Annotated in this window: 18 protein-coding genes; 6 read left to right on the plus strand and 12 right to left on the minus strand. The window is 65.2% G+C overall.

Annotated elements, in window-relative coordinates; translation table 11 throughout:
- Positions 1–9: 9 nt before the first annotated feature.
- The gene (gene ubiA / locus ACFOMF_RS07180) at positions 10–900 is read right to left on the minus strand and encodes a 4-hydroxybenzoate octaprenyltransferase (protein ID WP_386362916.1); all 891 of its coding nucleotides are present in this window, start codon (positions 898–900) and stop codon (positions 10–12) included.
- Between the two features lie 54 nt (positions 901–954).
- On the minus strand, positions 955–1485 hold the full coding sequence (locus tag ACFOMF_RS07185) for a chorismate--pyruvate lyase family protein (RefSeq protein ID WP_386362919.1): 531 nt from the start codon (positions 1483–1485) through the stop codon (positions 955–957).
- A gap of 185 nt (positions 1486–1670) precedes the next feature.
- Between ACFOMF_RS07185 and ACFOMF_RS07190 the strand changes: the two genes are divergently transcribed.
- The 6 genes from ACFOMF_RS07190 to ACFOMF_RS07215 all read left to right on the plus strand — a co-directional run bounded on the left by ACFOMF_RS07190 (position 1671) and on the right by ACFOMF_RS07215 (position 6121).
- Positions 1671–1946 (plus strand): HU family DNA-binding protein, encoded by a 276-nt coding sequence (locus ACFOMF_RS07190; RefSeq protein ID WP_386362922.1) that lies wholly within the window; start codon positions 1671–1673, stop codon positions 1944–1946.
- Between the two features lie 297 nt (positions 1947–2243).
- On the plus strand, positions 2244–2849 hold the full coding sequence (locus tag ACFOMF_RS07195; RefSeq protein WP_386362924.1) for a LemA family protein: 606 nt from the start codon (positions 2244–2246) through the stop codon (positions 2847–2849).
- A complete protein-coding gene (locus ACFOMF_RS07200; protein WP_386362927.1) occupies positions 2849–3598 on the plus strand; it encodes a TPM domain-containing protein in 750 nt (249 codons plus the stop codon). The genes ACFOMF_RS07195 and ACFOMF_RS07200 overlap by 1 nt, the downstream gene beginning before the upstream one ends.
- Before the next feature lie 18 nt (positions 3599–3616).
- On the plus strand, positions 3617–4234 hold the full coding sequence (locus ACFOMF_RS07205) for a TPM domain-containing protein (protein WP_386362929.1): 618 nt from the start codon (positions 3617–3619) through the stop codon (positions 4232–4234).
- Between the two features lie 228 nt (positions 4235–4462).
- Complete coding sequence (locus ACFOMF_RS07210; RefSeq protein WP_386362932.1) at positions 4463–5725, plus strand: DUF445 domain-containing protein; 1263 nt, start codon at positions 4463–4465, stop codon at positions 5723–5725.
- A gap of 198 nt (positions 5726–5923) precedes the next feature.
- On the plus strand, positions 5924–6121 hold the full coding sequence (locus tag ACFOMF_RS07215; protein ID WP_386362935.1) for a hypothetical protein: 198 nt from the start codon (positions 5924–5926) through the stop codon (positions 6119–6121).
- 341 nt (positions 6122–6462) lie between these two features.
- Here ACFOMF_RS07215 and ACFOMF_RS07220 read toward each other — a convergent pair whose 3' ends face one another.
- The 10 genes from ACFOMF_RS07220 to ACFOMF_RS07265 all read right to left on the minus strand — a co-directional run bounded on the left by ACFOMF_RS07220 (position 6463) and on the right by ACFOMF_RS07265 (position 15717).
- Entirely contained in the window at positions 6463–8436 is a 1974-nt protein-coding gene (locus tag ACFOMF_RS07220) for an AAA family ATPase (RefSeq protein ID WP_386362938.1), read from the minus strand.
- A 524-nt stretch (positions 8437–8960) separates the two neighbouring features.
- Positions 8961–9740: a ferredoxin--NADP reductase gene (locus ACFOMF_RS07225; protein ID WP_386362941.1), complete on the minus strand. Its 780-nt coding sequence runs from the start codon at positions 9738–9740 to the stop codon at positions 8961–8963.
- 29 nt (positions 9741–9769) lie between these two features.
- Positions 9770–10774, minus strand: coding sequence for a YeiH family protein (locus tag ACFOMF_RS07230; RefSeq protein WP_386362943.1), 1005 nt, complete (start codon positions 10772–10774; stop codon positions 9770–9772).
- Entirely contained in the window at positions 10774–11100 is a 327-nt protein-coding gene (locus ACFOMF_RS07235; RefSeq protein ID WP_386362946.1) for a gamma-butyrobetaine hydroxylase-like domain-containing protein, read from the minus strand. Before ACFOMF_RS07235 ends, ACFOMF_RS07230 begins: the two co-directional genes overlap by 1 nt.
- The gene (locus ACFOMF_RS07240; RefSeq protein ID WP_386362948.1) at positions 11097–11336 is read right to left on the minus strand and encodes a hypothetical protein; all 240 of its coding nucleotides are present in this window, start codon (positions 11334–11336) and stop codon (positions 11097–11099) included. The genes ACFOMF_RS07235 and ACFOMF_RS07240 overlap by 4 nt, the downstream gene beginning before the upstream one ends.
- Positions 11337–11339: 3 nt before the next feature.
- Positions 11340–11663: a ferredoxin FdxA gene (gene fdxA / locus ACFOMF_RS07245; protein ID WP_386362951.1), complete on the minus strand. Its 324-nt coding sequence runs from the start codon at positions 11661–11663 to the stop codon at positions 11340–11342.
- A 159-nt stretch (positions 11664–11822) separates the two neighbouring features.
- A complete protein-coding gene (locus ACFOMF_RS07250; RefSeq protein WP_386362954.1) occupies positions 11823–12782 on the minus strand; it encodes a HEAT repeat domain-containing protein in 960 nt (319 codons plus the stop codon).
- A 66-nt stretch (positions 12783–12848) separates the two neighbouring features.
- Positions 12849–13082 carry a 4Fe-4S dicluster domain-containing protein gene (locus ACFOMF_RS07255; RefSeq protein ID WP_386362956.1) on the minus strand — a complete coding sequence of 78 codons (234 nt, stop codon included), beginning with the start codon at positions 13080–13082 and terminating at the stop codon, positions 12849–12851.
- Between the two features lie 140 nt (positions 13083–13222).
- Positions 13223–14959, minus strand: a complete 1737-nt coding sequence (locus ACFOMF_RS07260) for a fumarate reductase/succinate dehydrogenase flavoprotein subunit (protein WP_386362959.1) — start codon at positions 14957–14959, stop codon at positions 13223–13225.
- Between the two features lie 11 nt (positions 14960–14970).
- A complete protein-coding gene (locus ACFOMF_RS07265) occupies positions 14971–15717 on the minus strand; it encodes a GntR family transcriptional regulator (protein ID WP_386362962.1) in 747 nt (248 codons plus the stop codon).
- Positions 15718–15777 lie beyond the last annotated feature (60 nt).

Consider the following 15777-nt stretch of genomic DNA (forward strand, 5'->3'; position numbering starts at 1 on the left):
CGAGCCGGCTCAGGCGAAGGCGTAATCGAGTATCACGCCCAGGAAAATCGCCAGCCCTGCCCAGTGGTTGTGCAGGAAGGCGCGGAAGCACAGCGCCGGTTCCCGTGACGCGGTGGTGAGGAACTGCCAGACGAAGCAGGCCGCCGCCATCGCCAATCCCAGCATGAAGAGCAGGCCAAGCTCGAAGCGCGGCGCGGCCAGCAGCAGGCAGAGCAGGGCCAGACCCTGCAACAGGGCGATGATGGTGCGGTCGGCATCGCCGAACAGCACGGCGGTGGACCTGACGCCGATCTTCAGGTCGTCCTCGCGGTCGGCCATGGCGTAGTAGGTGTCGTAGGCCACGGTCCAGACGAGGTTGAACAGCAGCAGCAGCCAGGCGGCGGCTGGCACCTTGCCGGTTTCGGCGGTGAACGCCATGGGCATGCCCCAGGAGAATGCCGCGCCCAGCACCACCTGGGGGTAATAGGTGTAGCGTTTCATGAAGGGGTAGAGGGCGGCGATCGCCACCGCGCCGAACGAGAGCAGGATGGTGGGCAGGTTGGTCAGCAGTACCAGGCCGAAGCTGAGTCCCACCAGCACGGCGAACAGCACCCAGGCTTCGCGGGTCGACACCCGGCCAGTAGCCAGCGGGCGGGTCCGGGTGCGCTGGACATGGCCATCGAAGTTGCGGTCGGCGAAGTCGTTGATCACGCAGCCGGCCGAACGCATCAGGATCACCCCGAGGGTGAAGATCACCACGTTGGCCAAGCTGGGCGAGCCCTCGCCAGCGATCCACAGGGCCAGCAGGGTGGGCCAGAGCAGCAGCAGGATGCCGATGGGCTTGTCCAGCCGGGTCAGCTGGATGAAGTCCCAGGCACGCGGGTGCAGGCGGTTGGTCGATCGCAGCAGTGTCTGATACATCGGCAGGCTCCATGAACTGGCCGAACTAAGGGTAATGGCGGCGCTGCCGGTTCGTCAGTGCTGCGGGGCGTCCCAGAGCGAGGGCAGGAACACCTCGGTTACCAGTACGTGCAAAGGACCGCGGGAAAAGCATGAGCGCCGGCCCCAGAGTCCCGGTTGGCGAACGGTTTCCGGCAGCCAGGCTTCGGGGTAGCGACACGCTCGCAGCGGCCCACGGCTGAATGCGCGGTCACTGAACAGGAGCTCGCCCAGCGAGCGCTGGCCAAGGCTCTGCAAATCCAGTCCATCCGCCATCAAGGACTCACGGCTTGCCACGCTGCGGGCGTACACCCAGGGCATCTCATGGCCGCAGAGCAGCACTTCGCGTACCCAGCCTTCGCTGGCGGCGGGTACGTCCAGGCGCTCGCACTCCTCAGCGCGCAGCGGCTGCCAGCCTTCGGAGAGGGTCTGGATGCTGAAAGCGCCGCTGGCGTGGGCGGTGAGCCGGCGAGTCAGCGAGCCTTCGTCGAACAGCCAGTCGAGCAGCGTCGCGTCGAGACTGGAGTGGAGTTGATCGGCGGTCAGCCAGACGGGGGAATCAGGCATGGCAGGGCGCATATTCAGGACATGGCCGCTGAGTCTAGCATGGCGCTGCTACGACGTTAGGCGAGTGCCGGCTGGCAAAGCTGGCGAGTTTCTCGGCGCCGTGCCATGCTCCTTGAACTGCTGTCCAGAGCAGTTTCCGGCCGTTGAGCCGGGCAAAATAACAACAAACAAGCAAGAGGCTAACCATGCGCAAATCGGAACTCGTCGCAGCCATCGCCGCCAAGGCGGACCTCCCCAAGGATCAGGCGAATCTGGTACTGGATTCGATCCTCGATCAGATCATCCAGGCCATGGGCCGCAAGGACAGTGTCACCCTTGTCGGATTTGGCACCTTCCTGCAGCGTCACCGCGGCGCCCGGGCCGGCAAGAACCCGCAAACCGGCGAGCCGGTCACCATCGGGGCCAGCAATACCGTTGCCTTCAAGCCGGGCAAGGCATTGCGCGACGCCATAGCCAAATGATCGTTGGGGCGGCCCTGGAGCCGCCGTTAATCGCGAGAGGCGGGCCAGCTTCGACTTGCGCGGATTCGCTGCTGCTCGAGGCGCCGCTGGCAAGCTCGCGTCAGGAGTGCTCGGATCTTCTGGCATGGGCGGACCGATCCGCTGATCCGATCGCGGTCCATGGGTTGATTCACGGGAATGCCCTGGCCGGCCTGCCGGCATTCTAATGAGCCTATCCCGACCCTGCGGGAATCCGCGGTGAACTCTGGCCGGCCTCTTCCATTCCTATGCACAACGATCCAGTACTGCGAGTGGCCCATGCATATTCAACCCTCCCGACTCGGCTGGCGGCTGGCCATCCTGTTTTTATTCTCCACCCTGCTCAGCGGTTGCGGAATCAACAACATTCCGCGCTATGACGAGCAGGTCAAGGCCGCCTGGTCGCAGGTGGAAAACCAGTATCAGCGTCGCGCCGACCTCGTCCCCAATCTGGTGGAGACGGTCAAGGGCTTCGCCGCGCAGGAGCAGGAAGTGCTGACCTCGGTGATCGAGGCGCGCTCGCGGGCCACCTCGATCCAGGTGGACGCCGGCACCCTCGACGACCCGGCGCAGCTGGAGCGTTTCCAGCAGGCGCAGAACCAGTTGACCGGCGCATTGAGCCGGCTGATGGCGGTGTCCGAACGCTACCCGGAGCTGCGCTCCAACCAGAACTTCCTGGCCTTGCAGTCGCAGCTTGAAGGCACCGAGAATCGCCTGGCAGTGGCCCGGCGCGACTTCATCCAGGCGGTGGAGCGCTACAACATCGAGATCCGGACCTTTCCCGGTCGCATCTGGCATCGCCTGATGTACAGCGACATGCCGCTGCGGGAAAACTTCGAGGCCACGGCGGAAAATGCCGACCAGGCCCCGCAAGTGCAGTTCTGATGAAGCCGGTCATAGCATTCGCCCTGGCCCTGCTGCTCTGGCCACTGCTGGCTTCCGCCCAGCAGTTGCCAGCGCTGACCGGCCGGGTGGTGGACAGTGCCGAGTTGCTCGAGCCGCCCACCGAGGCGCGGCTGACGCAGATGCTGGCTGCGCACGAGGGGGCGACAGGCGAGCAACTGGTGGTGGTCACTGTCCCGGATCTGCAGGGCGGCAGCATCGAGGAGTTCGGTATTGCCCTTGGTCGCGAGTGGGGTATTGGGCAGGAGGGCGAGGACAATGGCGCCTTGCTGATCGTCGCACGCGATGATCGCCGGGTACGCATCGAGGTGGGCTACGGTCTCGAGGGGCGTCTGACCGATGCCCAGGCTTCTGTCATCATCAACCGCATCATCGTGCCGGCCTTTCAGCAGGGCGAATTCGAGCGCGGCATCGTCGAGGCGACAGAGGCCATGATCCAGGTTCTTGGCGGCGAGCCCCTGGCCGGCCCCGGCATGCAGCCGGTCATGCCGATGCGTGGCGAGCAGCCTGCCGCCTGGCCGGCGTTGCTGCTGCTGGTGATGATCGTGTTGTCCTTTCTCAGCTTTGGCGGTCGAGGTGGCGGTCGACGCGGCGGCGTGGGTCGCGCGGCGCTGATGGGCGCCATGCTGGGCGGCATGGGACGCGGCATGGGCGGCGGTGGTTTCGGCGGTGGTGGATTCGGGGGAGGAGGCGGCGGCTTCGGCGGCGGCGGTGCCTCGGGTGGATGGTAACGCGATGATGGATTGGGCATGAGCTTACTGAGCGAAAGCGAACAACGTCAGGTATCCGAGGCAATCGACCGCATCGAAGTCGATACCGACGCCGAAGTGGTGACGGTGCTGGCCGGCCAGGCGGACGACTACAAGTACATACCCCTGCTGTGGGCGGCGTTGATCGCGCTGGTGGTGCCGGGGGCAATCAACTACCTCCCCGGCTGGCTGGCGCACCACCAACTGCTGCTGGTGCAGTGGGCGCTGTTCGTGGTGCTTGCGGTGCTGTTTCGCCTGCCTCAGGTCGCTCCCCGGTTGATTCCCCGCAACGTGCGCCATGGCCGGGCCTGCAACTTGGCACGACGCCAGTTCATCGAGCAGAACCTGCACCATACCGAGAAAGCGACCGGGATGCTGATCTTCGTCTCCGAGGCCGAGCGCTATGTGGAGATCCTGGTCGACCGGGGCATTTCCTCGCGTGTCGACAACGCCGTATGGGAAGGGGCGGTGGCGCGCTTTACCGAGCAGGTCCGCGCCGGCAAGACCTTGCAGGGGTTTCTCGACTGCATCGAGACCTGCGGGGCGCAGCTGAAGCATGCGGTGCCCGCGACCCACGAGCGCAACGAGCTGCCGAACCGCCTGATCGTCCTGGATTGAGGGGCATCGCGGGCCGGCTCCCCCCAGGATAAAGAACTCGTAGCGACAGTTTTCCTCCGCCACGGCGAGCGCCTTCAGGTCCCCGGCGCGCCCGCAGATTGATGGGCGGGCAAGGAACCAACGGACCGGCAAAGGGCCCGCTCAGCGGAAGAGTAAGCAGACCCCCGTTACGGATATGCAGTCGATGTCACTTCGAGCTTTCACCCCTCGCCCAGGACTGTGCCACCCATGTTGAATCTCGCCACGCCGCTGGGTCGGATGAAGGCCATCGCCCTCGGCTTGCTGCTGCTGGCGGCCGCGCTCTACGTGGTGGGTACGGCGCTGGTCGAGATCCACCATCCCGGATGGAGCTGGCTGGTGGCCTTCGCCGAGGCGGCGATGATCGGCGCGATAGCCGACTGGTTCGCCGTCACCGCGCTGTTCCGCCATCCCTTGGGGCTGCCCATTCCGCACACAGCCATCATCCCGCGCAACAAGAAGCGCATCGGTGACAACCTCGCCGAGTTCATCTGCACTCACTTTCTCACCACCGCGCAGGTACTGGAAAAGATCCGTGAATTCGATGCCGCGGGGCGGCTGGCCGTCTGGCTGGCCCGGCCCGAACATGCCGAGCGGGTGGGACGGCAGGCAGTGGCGGTTTCTGCGCACCTCGTCGGCGCTCTGCGCGACGAGCGGGCCGCGGCCTTCATCGAGCGCAGTGCGAAAAAGCGTCTGGCGCAGATAGACCTCGCCCCGCTCACCGGTCAGGTGCTCGGCCTGCTCACCGCCGACAAGCGACACCAGCAGGTACTGGACGAACTGCTCCGTCTGTTCGACCGCACCCTGCGCAGCGAGCAGATGCAGCAGCGCATCGCGGCGATCCTCGCCGAGGAGCTGGGCAAGCTGCTGCGCATCCGCAAGCTTGGCGAGATGGCCGGTGACTGGTCCACCGAGCGGCTGGTGCAACGCCTGTCGGAGGTGCTGGGCGAGGTCAGCCACGACCCCGAGCATCCTCTGCGCCGTCGTTTCGATGATTACCTGGCGCGCTTCATCGAGCAGCTCAAGGCTGACCCGGAGTTCCAGCGCAAGGGGCAGGAGCTGCGAGATCAACTGCTCAAGGACCCGGCGCTGACCGGTTATCTGGGCGGCCTCTGGGACGATCTGGTCGACTGGTTGCAGGCGGATCTGGCCAGGCCGGACTCATCCATCGGCCGCCGCATCGCCGAAGTCGCCGGTACGCTTGGCGCGGCGCTGAAGCGCGACGAGGCCATGCGCAACTGGCTCAACGACCAACTACTGGCGGCAGCGCCGCCCTTGATCGAGCGCTACCGGGCCGATATCGGGCGCTACATCGCCGCGCGTGTCGAAGGCTGGAACACCGGGGAGCTGGTCGAGCAGATCGAGGCCAATATCGGCAAGGATCTCCAATACATTCGCGTCAACGGTACCCTGGTGGGCGGAATGGTGGGGCTGGTGATCCATGGGTTGACGCTGCTGGCTCTAGGGGGATAACGGCGCCAACAGTCCATCCTCGAGAAGAAGATCGAGCGCCGATGGCGGGCCTTGTTCTGGCGTTACCGCATGCGCGGGCGTCGATACCGAGGCTCTGGCGTGCCGGCTGAATGTTTCAAGAAATTTCCAGCGCCGACTTGAAAGTTTTTACTGCAGACGCCATCTCGCTCGCTCCAGCCACGGTACAGGTGCTTGAACATGAATGCGTTGCAAATGCTCCTTTGCGCTCTGGTGACAATAGGAACGGTGGGCGCGGGGGTATATCTGGATCTTCGCGTCGCCGAACGCGATCGGGCGGCGCGAGTGACTGACTATTCCGATCCGGATACGCTGATGCCAAACAAGCTGCTACGCAAGGAGGCCCAGGCGAACAAAGGAGGCTCAGGCAAGGTGTAGGAAAAGGCTTACAAATAATTAAGCAATAATCCAGTTCCTGCGAGGCCGGCGTTAATTACTATAGCCCTGTGTTCAAGGGATTGGCACGGCTGGCAGGGAAAAGCCAGTGGAGGGGACATCACAGGACGTGATTCATCAGGACGATGCTCCTCGGGAAGAAAAGGAATCTAGAAAAAGGCGTGAGCTCTGCTCACGCCTTTTTTTTGCCTGCGGTTTGTTCACAGCGGCGACATCCCCATGTCTTTCTGAGCTGTGTAGGCTTCCATTGACGAAGGCAAGCGCGGGCAACAGGCAAGAAAATGCCGGCATTGCGCCGGCATTCTGGGGTCGGTCAGGCTAGGTCAGGCCATCCCGGGCCCTTCCGGCTCCTCTTCTTCCAGATCACCGGCGACGAGCTCGAAGAGTGCATCGGTCGCGTCTTCGTAGCTGCTTGTCGCGACTCGCTCGAGACCATGGATCGCAGGTGCGTGCAGCGGGCAGACGCCATGGGCGCGATCGGCGGGGAGGTCGGCGATGGCCGCCACGACCTCCTCGCCCGGCACGGTTTCCGCTTCCAACAGACGCTCGGTGATGTGATCCAGCGCCGGCTTGAGGCGTTGCAGCAGGGCCATGCAGTCCTGGTTGAGTTGTTGCAACAGCTGGTCGGCGGCTTCCAGCGCTTCGCGCGGGTCGCTCTCCAGGTGTGCCTCGCGCACGGCCTGCAGGCTCAACAGCGAACCCTTGGGGCCCATGCCCAGCGCGCCGACCATCGACAAGGCGATTTTGGACGCTTCCTGCAGATCCTGACCGGCCCCGGAGGAGACTTCGTGGAAGTACAGCTGCTCGGCACCGCGTCCGGCCAGCAGCATCTGGATGCGATTGCGCAGCTCCGAATACATGTGCAGGCGCTTGTCCTCGACCGGGGTCACCAGGGTGACGCCGAGGGCCTGGCCACGGGGAAGAATGGTGACTTTTTCCACCCGGCCGACTTGCAGCGCCGCAGCCACGAGCGCGTGACCGGCCTCGTGTACGGCGATGCGCTTGCGGTCCACTTCCGAGAGTGGTGAGACGCCGGAGGGTTTTTCACCGATACGGCAGGTCTCGATGGCATCGACGAAATGCTGCATCTCGACGCTCGCAGCGCCGGCGCGGGCGGCCAGCAGTGCCGCCTGGTTGACGATGGACGCGATGGCGGCCGGTGACAAGCCGACGCTGTTGCGCGCCAGGGCGGCGAAGTCGGGGGAGTCGCCGAGGCGGATCTTGCCGGCATAGAGGCGGAACAGCGCCTCGCGATCCTCCAGGCTGGGCAGGCCGACGGCAATGGTTCGGTCGAAACGGCCTTCGCGCACCAGCGCCGGGTCAAGCGAATTGGGGAAGTTGGTGGCGCCGAGCACCAATATGCCGCTGACACCGTCGAAGCCGTCCATCTCAGCGAGGAACTGGTTGATGATGCGGTTGCTCTCGGCGTCGCTGGAGCGGGTTTGCTCGGCGCGTTTGCCGATACCGTCGATCTCGTCGATGAAGATGATGCACGGCGATTGCTTGCGCGCCTGGCGGAACAGCGATTTGACCTTCTGAATGCCGACACCAAAGTACATCGACGAGAAGTCGCTGCCAGTGACCTGGATGAAGCTGGCGTTGGCCTCGCTGGCCAGGGCCTTGGCCAGTTGGGTCTTGCCGGTACCGGGCTCGCCGGTCAGCAGCACGCCCTTGGGCGGGCGGGCGCCAAGGGCGGCGTACGCCGAGGGATCCTTCAGATAGGCACTGACATCGCGTAGCGCCTGCTTGGCCTCGCGTGCGCCAACCACGTCATCGAAGCGAATGTCGGTGCCCTTGCGGTGGGCCCGGAACGGATGGGTGCGCAAGAGGACGATGCAGAGCACGGCGACCAGCAGCGAGGCCAGAGCGAAGTAGGGCAGCAAGCCCCGATACCAGGGCTTCTCGCCGTCGGTGTCGAACAGGCTGACTGGAAACTGCGCGCCGCTGTTGCCGTACTGGTCGAGCAGCAGGTCGGCGACCCGGCCTTTCTGGTCGGCGAGCCAGTAGCGCTGGTCATCGGTCGTGGTGACATAGACGCCCCGGTCGCTCACCGCGGCGGAGGCGATGCGGTCGTCCCGAAGGTCGCCCAGCAGGCGCGACAGGTCGGCTCGGTTGTTGCTCCAGGGCTCGCTGGAACTCTTCAACTCCACCAGCATGGCAGCCATCGAGCCGCTGGCGGGCGGTGTGGACGGTGTGCTTGGCCAGAAGTGCCAGGCCGCCAGGGTTGACGAGAGAAGAAGCAGGAACAGGGACAGCACGAGGCTGCGGCGTCCCTGTAGGAAGCGAGGAGTCTTCATTACGAATCCAGGCGGGCATGGGCCCGTCGCGTCGGTCAAAAACACCGTCCCGGCGGGACGGAACACAGTTTTTTCTGGGCCGAACGGCCCGACAGCAGTCCTTGCCGGAGGCAGGTGGCCGGTGCCTACGGCGTCCGACCCTACGTCGAGTGGGTGATCACCCGATGGTCCGAGAATACGGCAATGCCTGGTCATTGCATGGCCAATCGACGAATGGCATGAACCTTCTCGACGAATGACGTACGGCGCGCAAAGCCGGGCAGAGGTTGGAGCGATAGGTGCCGTTGCGCTGTGTAAACCTAGGTGAGTCGCCGGCCCATTCGCGAGCGAGCTCGCTCCTACGGGGATGGTGGGTTTCTGCTCGGAGGTGGATCTGCCGTTGCCGTTGCCGTTGTAGGAGCGAGCTTGCTCGCGAACGCGGAGCCAGGCGCGGCGCAGGAGCCGGTCCGGCAGGCCCATTCGCGAGCGAGCTCGTTCCTACGGGGCGGCGGAGTGGTTTAGGCCAGAGGCGCGGGCCTGTTCTCCTATTTCTCCACAAAGGCCCGTTCGATCACGTAGTCGCCCTGTTCTCCCTGGGACGGCGAGGCCTCGAAGCCCATGCCATCGAGCATCTTGCACAGGTCGTCGAGCATCGCCGGGCTGCCGCAGAGCATTACCCGGTCGGTTTCCGGGTTGAGCTGGGGCAGGTCGATGTCCTGGCAGAGCTTGCCGTTTTCCACCAGAGTGGTGATGCGTCCGGTATTGCGGAAGGGCTCACGGGTCACGGTGGGGTAGTAGATGAGCTTTTCCTGGATGTACTCGCCGAGAAACTCGTGCTCTGGCAGCTCGTTGAGCAGGAAGTCGTGGTACGCCAGCTCGCTGACTTCCCGCACGCAATGCACCAGCACGATCTTGTCGAAGCGCTCGTAGGCTTCCGGATCGCGGATCACGCTCATGAAGGGCGCGAGGCCGGTGCCGGTGCCGAACAGGTAGAGGTGCTTGCCGGGACGCAGATCATGCATCACCAGGGTGCCCACCGGCTTGCGGCTGACGATGATCTGGTCGCCTTCCTTCAGGTGCTGCAGGCGCGAGGTGAGCGGGCCGTTGGGCACCTTGATGCTGAGAAATTCCAGATGCTCGTCGTGGTTGGCGCTGACGATGCTGTAGGCGCGCATCAGCGGCCGGCTTTCGACTTCCAGGCCGATCATCACGAAGTGGCCGTTCTCGAAGCGCAGGCTCGGGTCACGGGTGGTCTTGAAGCTGAACAGGGTGTCGTTCCAGTGGTGGACGCTGAGAACGGTTTCGAGTCCGAGTGCAGTTGCCATGGTGTGTTCTCCGAACGGTAGCGAGAGCTTCAGGGGGTAAAGAAGGTGACCAGGCCCATGGCGGCGAGCAGCAGCCCGCCGCTGAGCACGGCCAGCAGCACCAGCGGCTGCCAGCCCTGGGTGATCAGTTGTTTCAGGCTGGTGCGCATGCCGAGAGCGGCCATGGTCACCAGCAGGCAGCCGTAGGAGGCGCTGATCAGCACCTCGCGCAGGCCATCATGAAGCAGGCCCAGGCTGTTCAGGCCGAACAGGGCGAGAAAGCCCAGCAGGAACCAGGGGAAGTCGGTGCGCCCGGCTTCGCCGCGGCGCAGCACAAAGCCCAGCAGCATTACCAGCGGTGCCAGCAGCAGCACCCGGAGCAGCTTGGTCAGCGTGGCCAGGTCACCCGCATTGTCCGAGACCATGTAGCCAGCCCCGGCGGCCTGGGCTACGTCATGGATGCTGGCGCCGAGGATGATGCCGCGCTGCGCCTCGCTGAAGCCGAGCGCGGTGACCAGCGCCGGGTAGACCAGCATGGCCAGGGTGCCCAGGGCGGTGACCCCGACCACCACGGTTAGCAGGCGACGCTCTTCCAGCTTGCCGGCCGGAATCACCGCCGCCACGGCGATCGCCGCCGAGACGCCACAGATTGCCACCGAGCAGCCGGCCACCAGCGCGTGCAGCATGGGCAGGCGCAGCAGACGGCCGAGCAGCAGCGCGGCACCGATCACCAGCGGCACGGTGATCAGCACCACCAGCAGCGGCAGGCTGCCCACCGCCTCGATCTGGTCCACGCCGATGCGTGCGCCAAGCAGGGCCACGCCGATGCGCAGCACCCTGCGACTACAGAAGGCGATGCCCGGCTGCAGGCGGGCGTCCTCGCCCTGGCTGGCAAAGCCGAAGCCCAGCAGCAGCACCAGCATGAGCGCCGGCGTGCCGTAGTGCTCGGCCAGAAAGCTGCCGGCCAGCGCCAGCACCGTGCACATCGCCATGCCGGGATAGAGCTTGCGCGCGGTGGCCAGCGGTGGCGCGAGCAGCAGGGCGCGGGCGTCCATCAGGCGCTCTCGCCGAGGCCGTAGCAGTCGGCCAGTTCGCGCAGGTAGCCCCAGGGGTAAAGCCCACGAAAGTGGCCGTCACTGAAATGGAACTGCAGGCCGCTGACGCCGGACACTTCCATGCGCTCGATGCCCACCTCGGCATCGATCAGGCTGAGCCGGCCGGTCTGCTGGGCTTTCTGGCAATTGGAGCAGGCGCAGGACTTGCGCAGCACCAGGCAGCTGAGAAAGCTGCGATGACCGTCCTGCCAGAGGATCTCCAGCAGCTTGTGAGCCTTGCGCAGGCGGATTTCCTTGGGTGCCGCGACAATCGGTTGGGTGTTCATCGAATCTCTCCAGGGGCGCCAGGCCCCTGTGCCGGGTAGACGAAAAGTGACGGCTGGCTCCTGCGCGGCAGGGGTGGCGGGGCATTGGCGGCCAGTTGTAGCGCTGGCGCCTCCGCGGGCTTGACGAACTCGGTCTGGATGTCGAGGGGACGCACGCCGCCCGAGGCGCCGGTGCTGATGAATACCAGGGCAAGGACCATCCGCCGGCGCCAACTCGTCATGACAAGTTCAGGCATGCCTCAGCGTTCCAGGAACTGCAGCTTGTCGCCCTGCTCGTTCCACAATTCGGCGTCGGGTAGCGGGCTCTTCGGCTCGGCGATCACCGGCCAGACCTCGGCCAGCTCGGCGTTCAGCTCGAGGAAGTGGGCCTGGTCTTCGGGCAGCTCGTTGTCGGCATAGATGGCATCGGCCGGGCACTCCGGGGCGCAGAGGCTGCAGTCGATGCAGGCCACGGGGTTGATCACGAGGAAGTTCGGCCCCTCGTGGAAGCAGTCGGTGGGGCAGACTTCGACGCAGTCGGTGTACTTGCAGCGGATGCAGTTTTCGGTGACGACGTAGGTCATGGTTGTATACCTCTCAATATCAAGAAGTCAGGTAACCGGGACCGGTCCACAAGCGAGCGAGCCAGGGCGCGACAGGGTAGAAGCAACCGGGGACCGCAGAGCAGTCCGGGGTTGCGTTCAACGCGGTATCGCTGACGCGCAGCCGCTTGTGGGCCGGAGCTAGGCGGCGGCGTCGAGCTTCGACATGGCCCAGCGGGCCAGTTTGCGCACGTCCGGGTCCGGGTCGTTCATGGCGGCCTCGACGAACGGACGCCCATCGCCGTGGCCGATGGCACCCAGCGCGCCGATGGCGGCCTTGCGCAGGTTGCTCACCGGGTCCCGCGAGCAGACGCCGACTGCCGGAATCGCGCCCACCGCGCCCAGGGTGCCGAGGGCGTCCACGGCCTTCTCGCGGACTTGCCAGAAGCTGTCATGCGTGGCTTCCACCAGCGGCTGCAGGGCGTCCTGGTATTTCAGTTTGCCGATGCCGACGGCGGCCTCGACGCGCACCTGCCAATGCTCGTCGTGGAGCATGCCGACCAGGGTCGGACCGGCCTGGGCCGGCTCGGCATAAACCAGCGCGCCGGTGGCGGCGCGGCGCACCTCGGCGTCCTCGTCATGCTGGGCGCGGTCGATCAACGCCGGCAGGTTCTCCGGCTGCTTCAACCAGCCGAGGGCACCCACCGCTTCGCGGCGCACGTTGGCGCTGGCGTCTTCCAGACGCTTGAGCGCCGGGGCCTGGGTGGCCGGGTCGCGCAGCGGCTTGAGGGCACGGAGGATGCCGGCCACCACGAAGGGGTCCTCGCTGCCTTCCAGGGCGGCGATCAGCGGCTTGGCGGCGGCCGGGTCCTTGAGGTCCGCCAGGGCATGGGCGGCGGCGTTGCGTACCACCTCGTCATCATCGCCGAGGGCCGAGAGCAAGGCGTCGGCGATGTCGACGGCGTCGAACTCGTCGATCACTTTGGCCGCTTCCTGGCGCACGCTGGCGTCCTCGTCCTTCAGCGCGAGGATCAGCAGCTCGGCGGCCTCGGGCTCGCCGCAATCGACCAGTTCCAGCACGGTCACGCGGCGGATGCCCGGGTCCTTGGAGGCGAGGCCGTCGGCGAGGGCCTGCAGTTGGGGATCGTCATACTGTTTCATGGTTATCTCCTCTGGGCCGGCGCATGGCCGGCCCGCAAAATGGCGTGCAAGCAGGGCGTCAGGCGATCAGCTGAGCAGGTAGGGCAGGTTGACCTTGACCGCATCGGTCGGGCAGTCGGCCTCGCAGGGCATGCAGTACCAGCACTCGTCGTACTTCATATGGGCCTTGCCGGTGTCCTCGTTGATCCACAGGACATCGAGCGGGCAGACCTCGATGCAGACGCGGCAGCCCTTGTCGGCGATGCATTTTTCCTCGTCGACGATGACAGGGACGCTGGAGCGGTGAGTGGCTACGGGCATGGTGGTATTCCTCGAAAATTCGTTTAGCGATTCGGTGTTCCTGGATAACGCCTGACCTGTAGGAGCGGGCCTTGCCCGCGATATGGCGTTCAGGACGGCGCATCGCTTCGCGGGCAGGCCCGCTCCTACGAAAAGCATCTTTATGCGTTCACGGCCTTGGCTACCCGCAGCTTGCTGTAGGCGTCCTTTTCTTCGCCCAGCGGCACGACGTAGTCAGCGATGGGGCGCTTGCCGTGGGCCATCCGGCCGCTGTCGTCCTTGAACAGGCGGGTGTGGCAGAACCAGTCGTTGTCCTGCCGCTCCGGGTGGTCGACGCAGTAGTGGTAGAGGCCCCAGCGCGATTCGGTGCGGTACAGCGAGGCGCGGGCGGCCATCTCGGCGCAGTCGATGATCGATTGCACTTCCAGGGCGCGAAGCAGCTCGTGGGGATCGTTGGCGGACAGGCGATGCAGGTCCTGGCGCACGGCCATGATCCGGTCCAGGCCGATCTCCATCTTGCGGGTGACCTTCGGCGGCTGCAGGTAGTCGTTCACCAGGCGGCGCACCTTGTACTCCATCTGCTCTGGTGGGATGCCGTCCTTGACCTGCAGCGGGGCCTGGATGCGTGCCAGTTCGGTGGCGATGAACGCCTCGTCCAGTTGCGGCTCAGGTCGACCCTTGACGAACTCGGCGGCGCTTTCGCCGCAGATCTGGCCGTAGACGAAGGCACCGAGCATGTAGTTGTGCGGTACCGAGGCCATGTCGCCGGCGCAGTAGAGGCCGGGCACGGTGGTGGCGCCGGTCTCGTCGGTCCACACGCCGGAGGCGGAGTGGCCGGAGCAGAAGCCCACTTCGGAGATGTGCATCTCCACCATGCTCTGGCGGTAATCCACGTGGCGACCTTCATGGAAGCGGCCGCGGGTCGGGCGCTCGTTGGTGTGCAGGACGGTCTCGATTTCCTGGATGGTCTCCTCGGCCAGGTGGTCGAGCTTGAGAAACACCGGGCCGTTGCCGCCTTCGAGTTCCTTGAAGAACTCCAGCATCATCTGGCCGGACCAGTAGTCGCACTCGATGAAGCGCTCGCCGTGGGCGTTGGAGGTGTAGCCGCCGAGCGGGCCGGTGACGTAGGCGCAGGCCGGGCCGTTGTAGTCCTTGAGCAGCGGGTTGATCTGGAAGCACTCGAGGTTCGCCAGGTCCGCGCCGACGTGGTAGGCCATGGCATGGCCGTCACCGCAGTTGGCGGGGTTCTCGTAGGTGCCGAACAGGTAACCGGAAGTCGGCAGGCCGATGCGCCCGGCGGCGCCGGTGGCCATGATCACTGCCTTGGCGCGGATGATGATGGGCTCGGCGGTGCGGGTGTTCACCCCCATCATGCCGGCGATCTTGCCGTCGGCGTCCTTCAGCAGGCGAGTGGCGATGAAGCGATTCTCGATGTCTACGCGCATCCGGCGCAGGCGGCGATAGAGGATCTTCTTGACGTTGTGGCCCTCCGGCATCGGCAACACGTAGGTGCCGAGGTGGTGGACCTTCTTCATGTCGTAGTCGCCGGTCTCGTCCTTCTGGAAATGCACGCCCCAGGAGTCCAGCTTCTCGATCATCGGAAAGGAGCGGGTGGCGTAGGCCATCAGCGCCGGCTGGTGGACGATGCCGTCGTTGGCGATGGTGATTTCCTTGACGTACTGCTCGGGGGTGGCGTGGCCGGGGACGATGGCGTTGTTCAGGCCGTCCATGCCCATGGAGATGGCGCCGGACCGTTTGACGTTGGCCTTTTCCAGCAGCAGGACCTTGAGCTTGGGGTCTTGCTCCTTCACGGTCACGGCCGCCATCGGGCCGGCGGTGCCACCGCCGATGACCAGTACGTCGGTGTCGATTACGGGAATGTCTTGGATAGTGGTCATGTCGTGATCTCCTAGTTCCGATCCACACGGAATTGGTATTTGAAGGCGTCGCCGCGGTAGCAGAGGTATTCGAAGTCGATGGGCCGGCCGGCCCGGTTGTGCGTCAGGCGCTCCACCCGGAGGATGGGCTCGCCGGATTTCAGGCTGAGAAAGCGCTGGGTTTCCTCGTCCGAGAGGGTGGCGTCGAGGCCGATCTCGGCGTGGCCGAGGGCGATGCCGAAGCTGTTTTCCAGCAGCGGGAAGATGTCTCCGGAGAGGTCCATGCCGAACAGCCGGCGACCGATGTCCACCGGGAAGTAGCTGTTCTCCACGCACACCGCCTCGCGGTTGAGGTAGCGCACGCGCTTGACCTCCACCACCTCGATGCCGGGTTCGAGCTTCAGTGCCGCGACCACAGCTTTCGGTGGGCGGCGCTCCTGGATGCTCATCAGCCTGGCCACGGCTTCGTAGCCCTGGGCGGCCATGGCCTCGCCGAAGCCCTGCAGGCGCTGGACGTTCTGCACCGCCTTGGGCTTGCTGACGAAGGTGCCTTTGCCCTGGGCGCTGAACACCAGGCCCTCGTTATGCAGGTCGCGCAGCGCCTGGCGGATGGTGATGCGGCTGACGCCGAACACACCCATCAGCTCGTTTTCCGAGGGCAGGCGCTCATGCACCGCATAGCTGCCTTCGAGAATCTTGCGCCGCAGGTTGTCGCGGATCTGCACATACAAAGGCAGTGGCGACTCGCCGATGTTGAGGTTGAAGTCGAGCGGTTTCATGCTTGTCGCTCCCACTTGTCATGACCTGTCATGTCGAGACGGGTCGAAAAAAAGGACGTG

Source organism: Stutzerimonas tarimensis, from assembly GCF_042648805.1.
GTDB classification, from domain to species: domain Bacteria; phylum Pseudomonadota; class Gammaproteobacteria; order Pseudomonadales; family Pseudomonadaceae; genus Azomonas; species Azomonas tarimensis.

Bases quoted from the DNA above. Each gene is read 5' to 3' on its own strand.
- ACFOMF_RS07260 (WP_386362959.1), bottom strand. From the start codon at position 14,959: ATGACCACTATCCAAGACATTCCCGTAATCGACACCGACGTACTGGTC.
- ACFOMF_RS07265 (WP_386362962.1), bottom strand. From the start codon at position 15,717: ATGAAACCGCTCGACTTCAACCTCAACATCGGCGAGTCGCCACTGCCT.
- ACFOMF_RS07255 (WP_386362956.1), bottom strand. From the start codon at position 13,082: ATGCCCGTAGCCACTCACCGCTCCAGCGTCCCTGTCATCGTCGACGAG.
- ACFOMF_RS07250 (WP_386362954.1), bottom strand. From the start codon at position 12,782: ATGAAACAGTATGACGATCCCCAACTGCAGGCCCTCGCCGACGGCCTC.
- ACFOMF_RS07240 (WP_386362948.1), bottom strand. From the start codon at position 11,336: ATGCCTGAACTTGTCATGACGAGTTGGCGCCGGCGGATGGTCCTTGCC.
- ACFOMF_RS07230 (WP_386362943.1), bottom strand. From the start codon at position 10,774: ATGGACGCCCGCGCCCTGCTGCTCGCGCCACCGCTGGCCACCGCGCGC.
- ACFOMF_RS07225 (WP_386362941.1), bottom strand. From the start codon at position 9,740: ATGGCAACTGCACTCGGACTCGAAACCGTTCTCAGCGTCCACCACTGG.
- ACFOMF_RS07185 (WP_386362919.1), bottom strand. From the start codon at position 1,485: ATGCCTGATTCCCCCGTCTGGCTGACCGCCGATCAACTCCACTCCAGT.
- ACFOMF_RS07215 (WP_386362935.1), top strand. From the start codon at position 5,924: ATGAATGCGTTGCAAATGCTCCTTTGCGCTCTGGTGACAATAGGAACG.
- ubiA (WP_386362916.1), bottom strand. From the start codon at position 900: ATGTATCAGACACTGCTGCGATCGACCAACCGCCTGCACCCGCGTGCC.
- ACFOMF_RS07220 (WP_386362938.1), bottom strand. From the start codon at position 8,436: ATGAAGACTCCTCGCTTCCTACAGGGACGCCGCAGCCTCGTGCTGTCC.
- ACFOMF_RS07210 (WP_386362932.1), top strand. From the start codon at position 4,463: ATGTTGAATCTCGCCACGCCGCTGGGTCGGATGAAGGCCATCGCCCTC.
- ACFOMF_RS07190 (WP_386362922.1), top strand. From the start codon at position 1,671: ATGCGCAAATCGGAACTCGTCGCAGCCATCGCCGCCAAGGCGGACCTC.
- ACFOMF_RS07205 (WP_386362929.1), top strand. From the start codon at position 3,617: ATGAGCTTACTGAGCGAAAGCGAACAACGTCAGGTATCCGAGGCAATC.
- ACFOMF_RS07235 (WP_386362946.1), bottom strand. From the start codon at position 11,100: ATGAACACCCAACCGATTGTCGCGGCACCCAAGGAAATCCGCCTGCGC.
- fdxA (WP_386362951.1), bottom strand. From the start codon at position 11,663: ATGACCTACGTCGTCACCGAAAACTGCATCCGCTGCAAGTACACCGAC.
- ACFOMF_RS07195 (WP_386362924.1), top strand. From the start codon at position 2,244: ATGCATATTCAACCCTCCCGACTCGGCTGGCGGCTGGCCATCCTGTTT.
- ACFOMF_RS07200 (WP_386362927.1), top strand. From the start codon at position 2,849: ATGAAGCCGGTCATAGCATTCGCCCTGGCCCTGCTGCTCTGGCCACTG.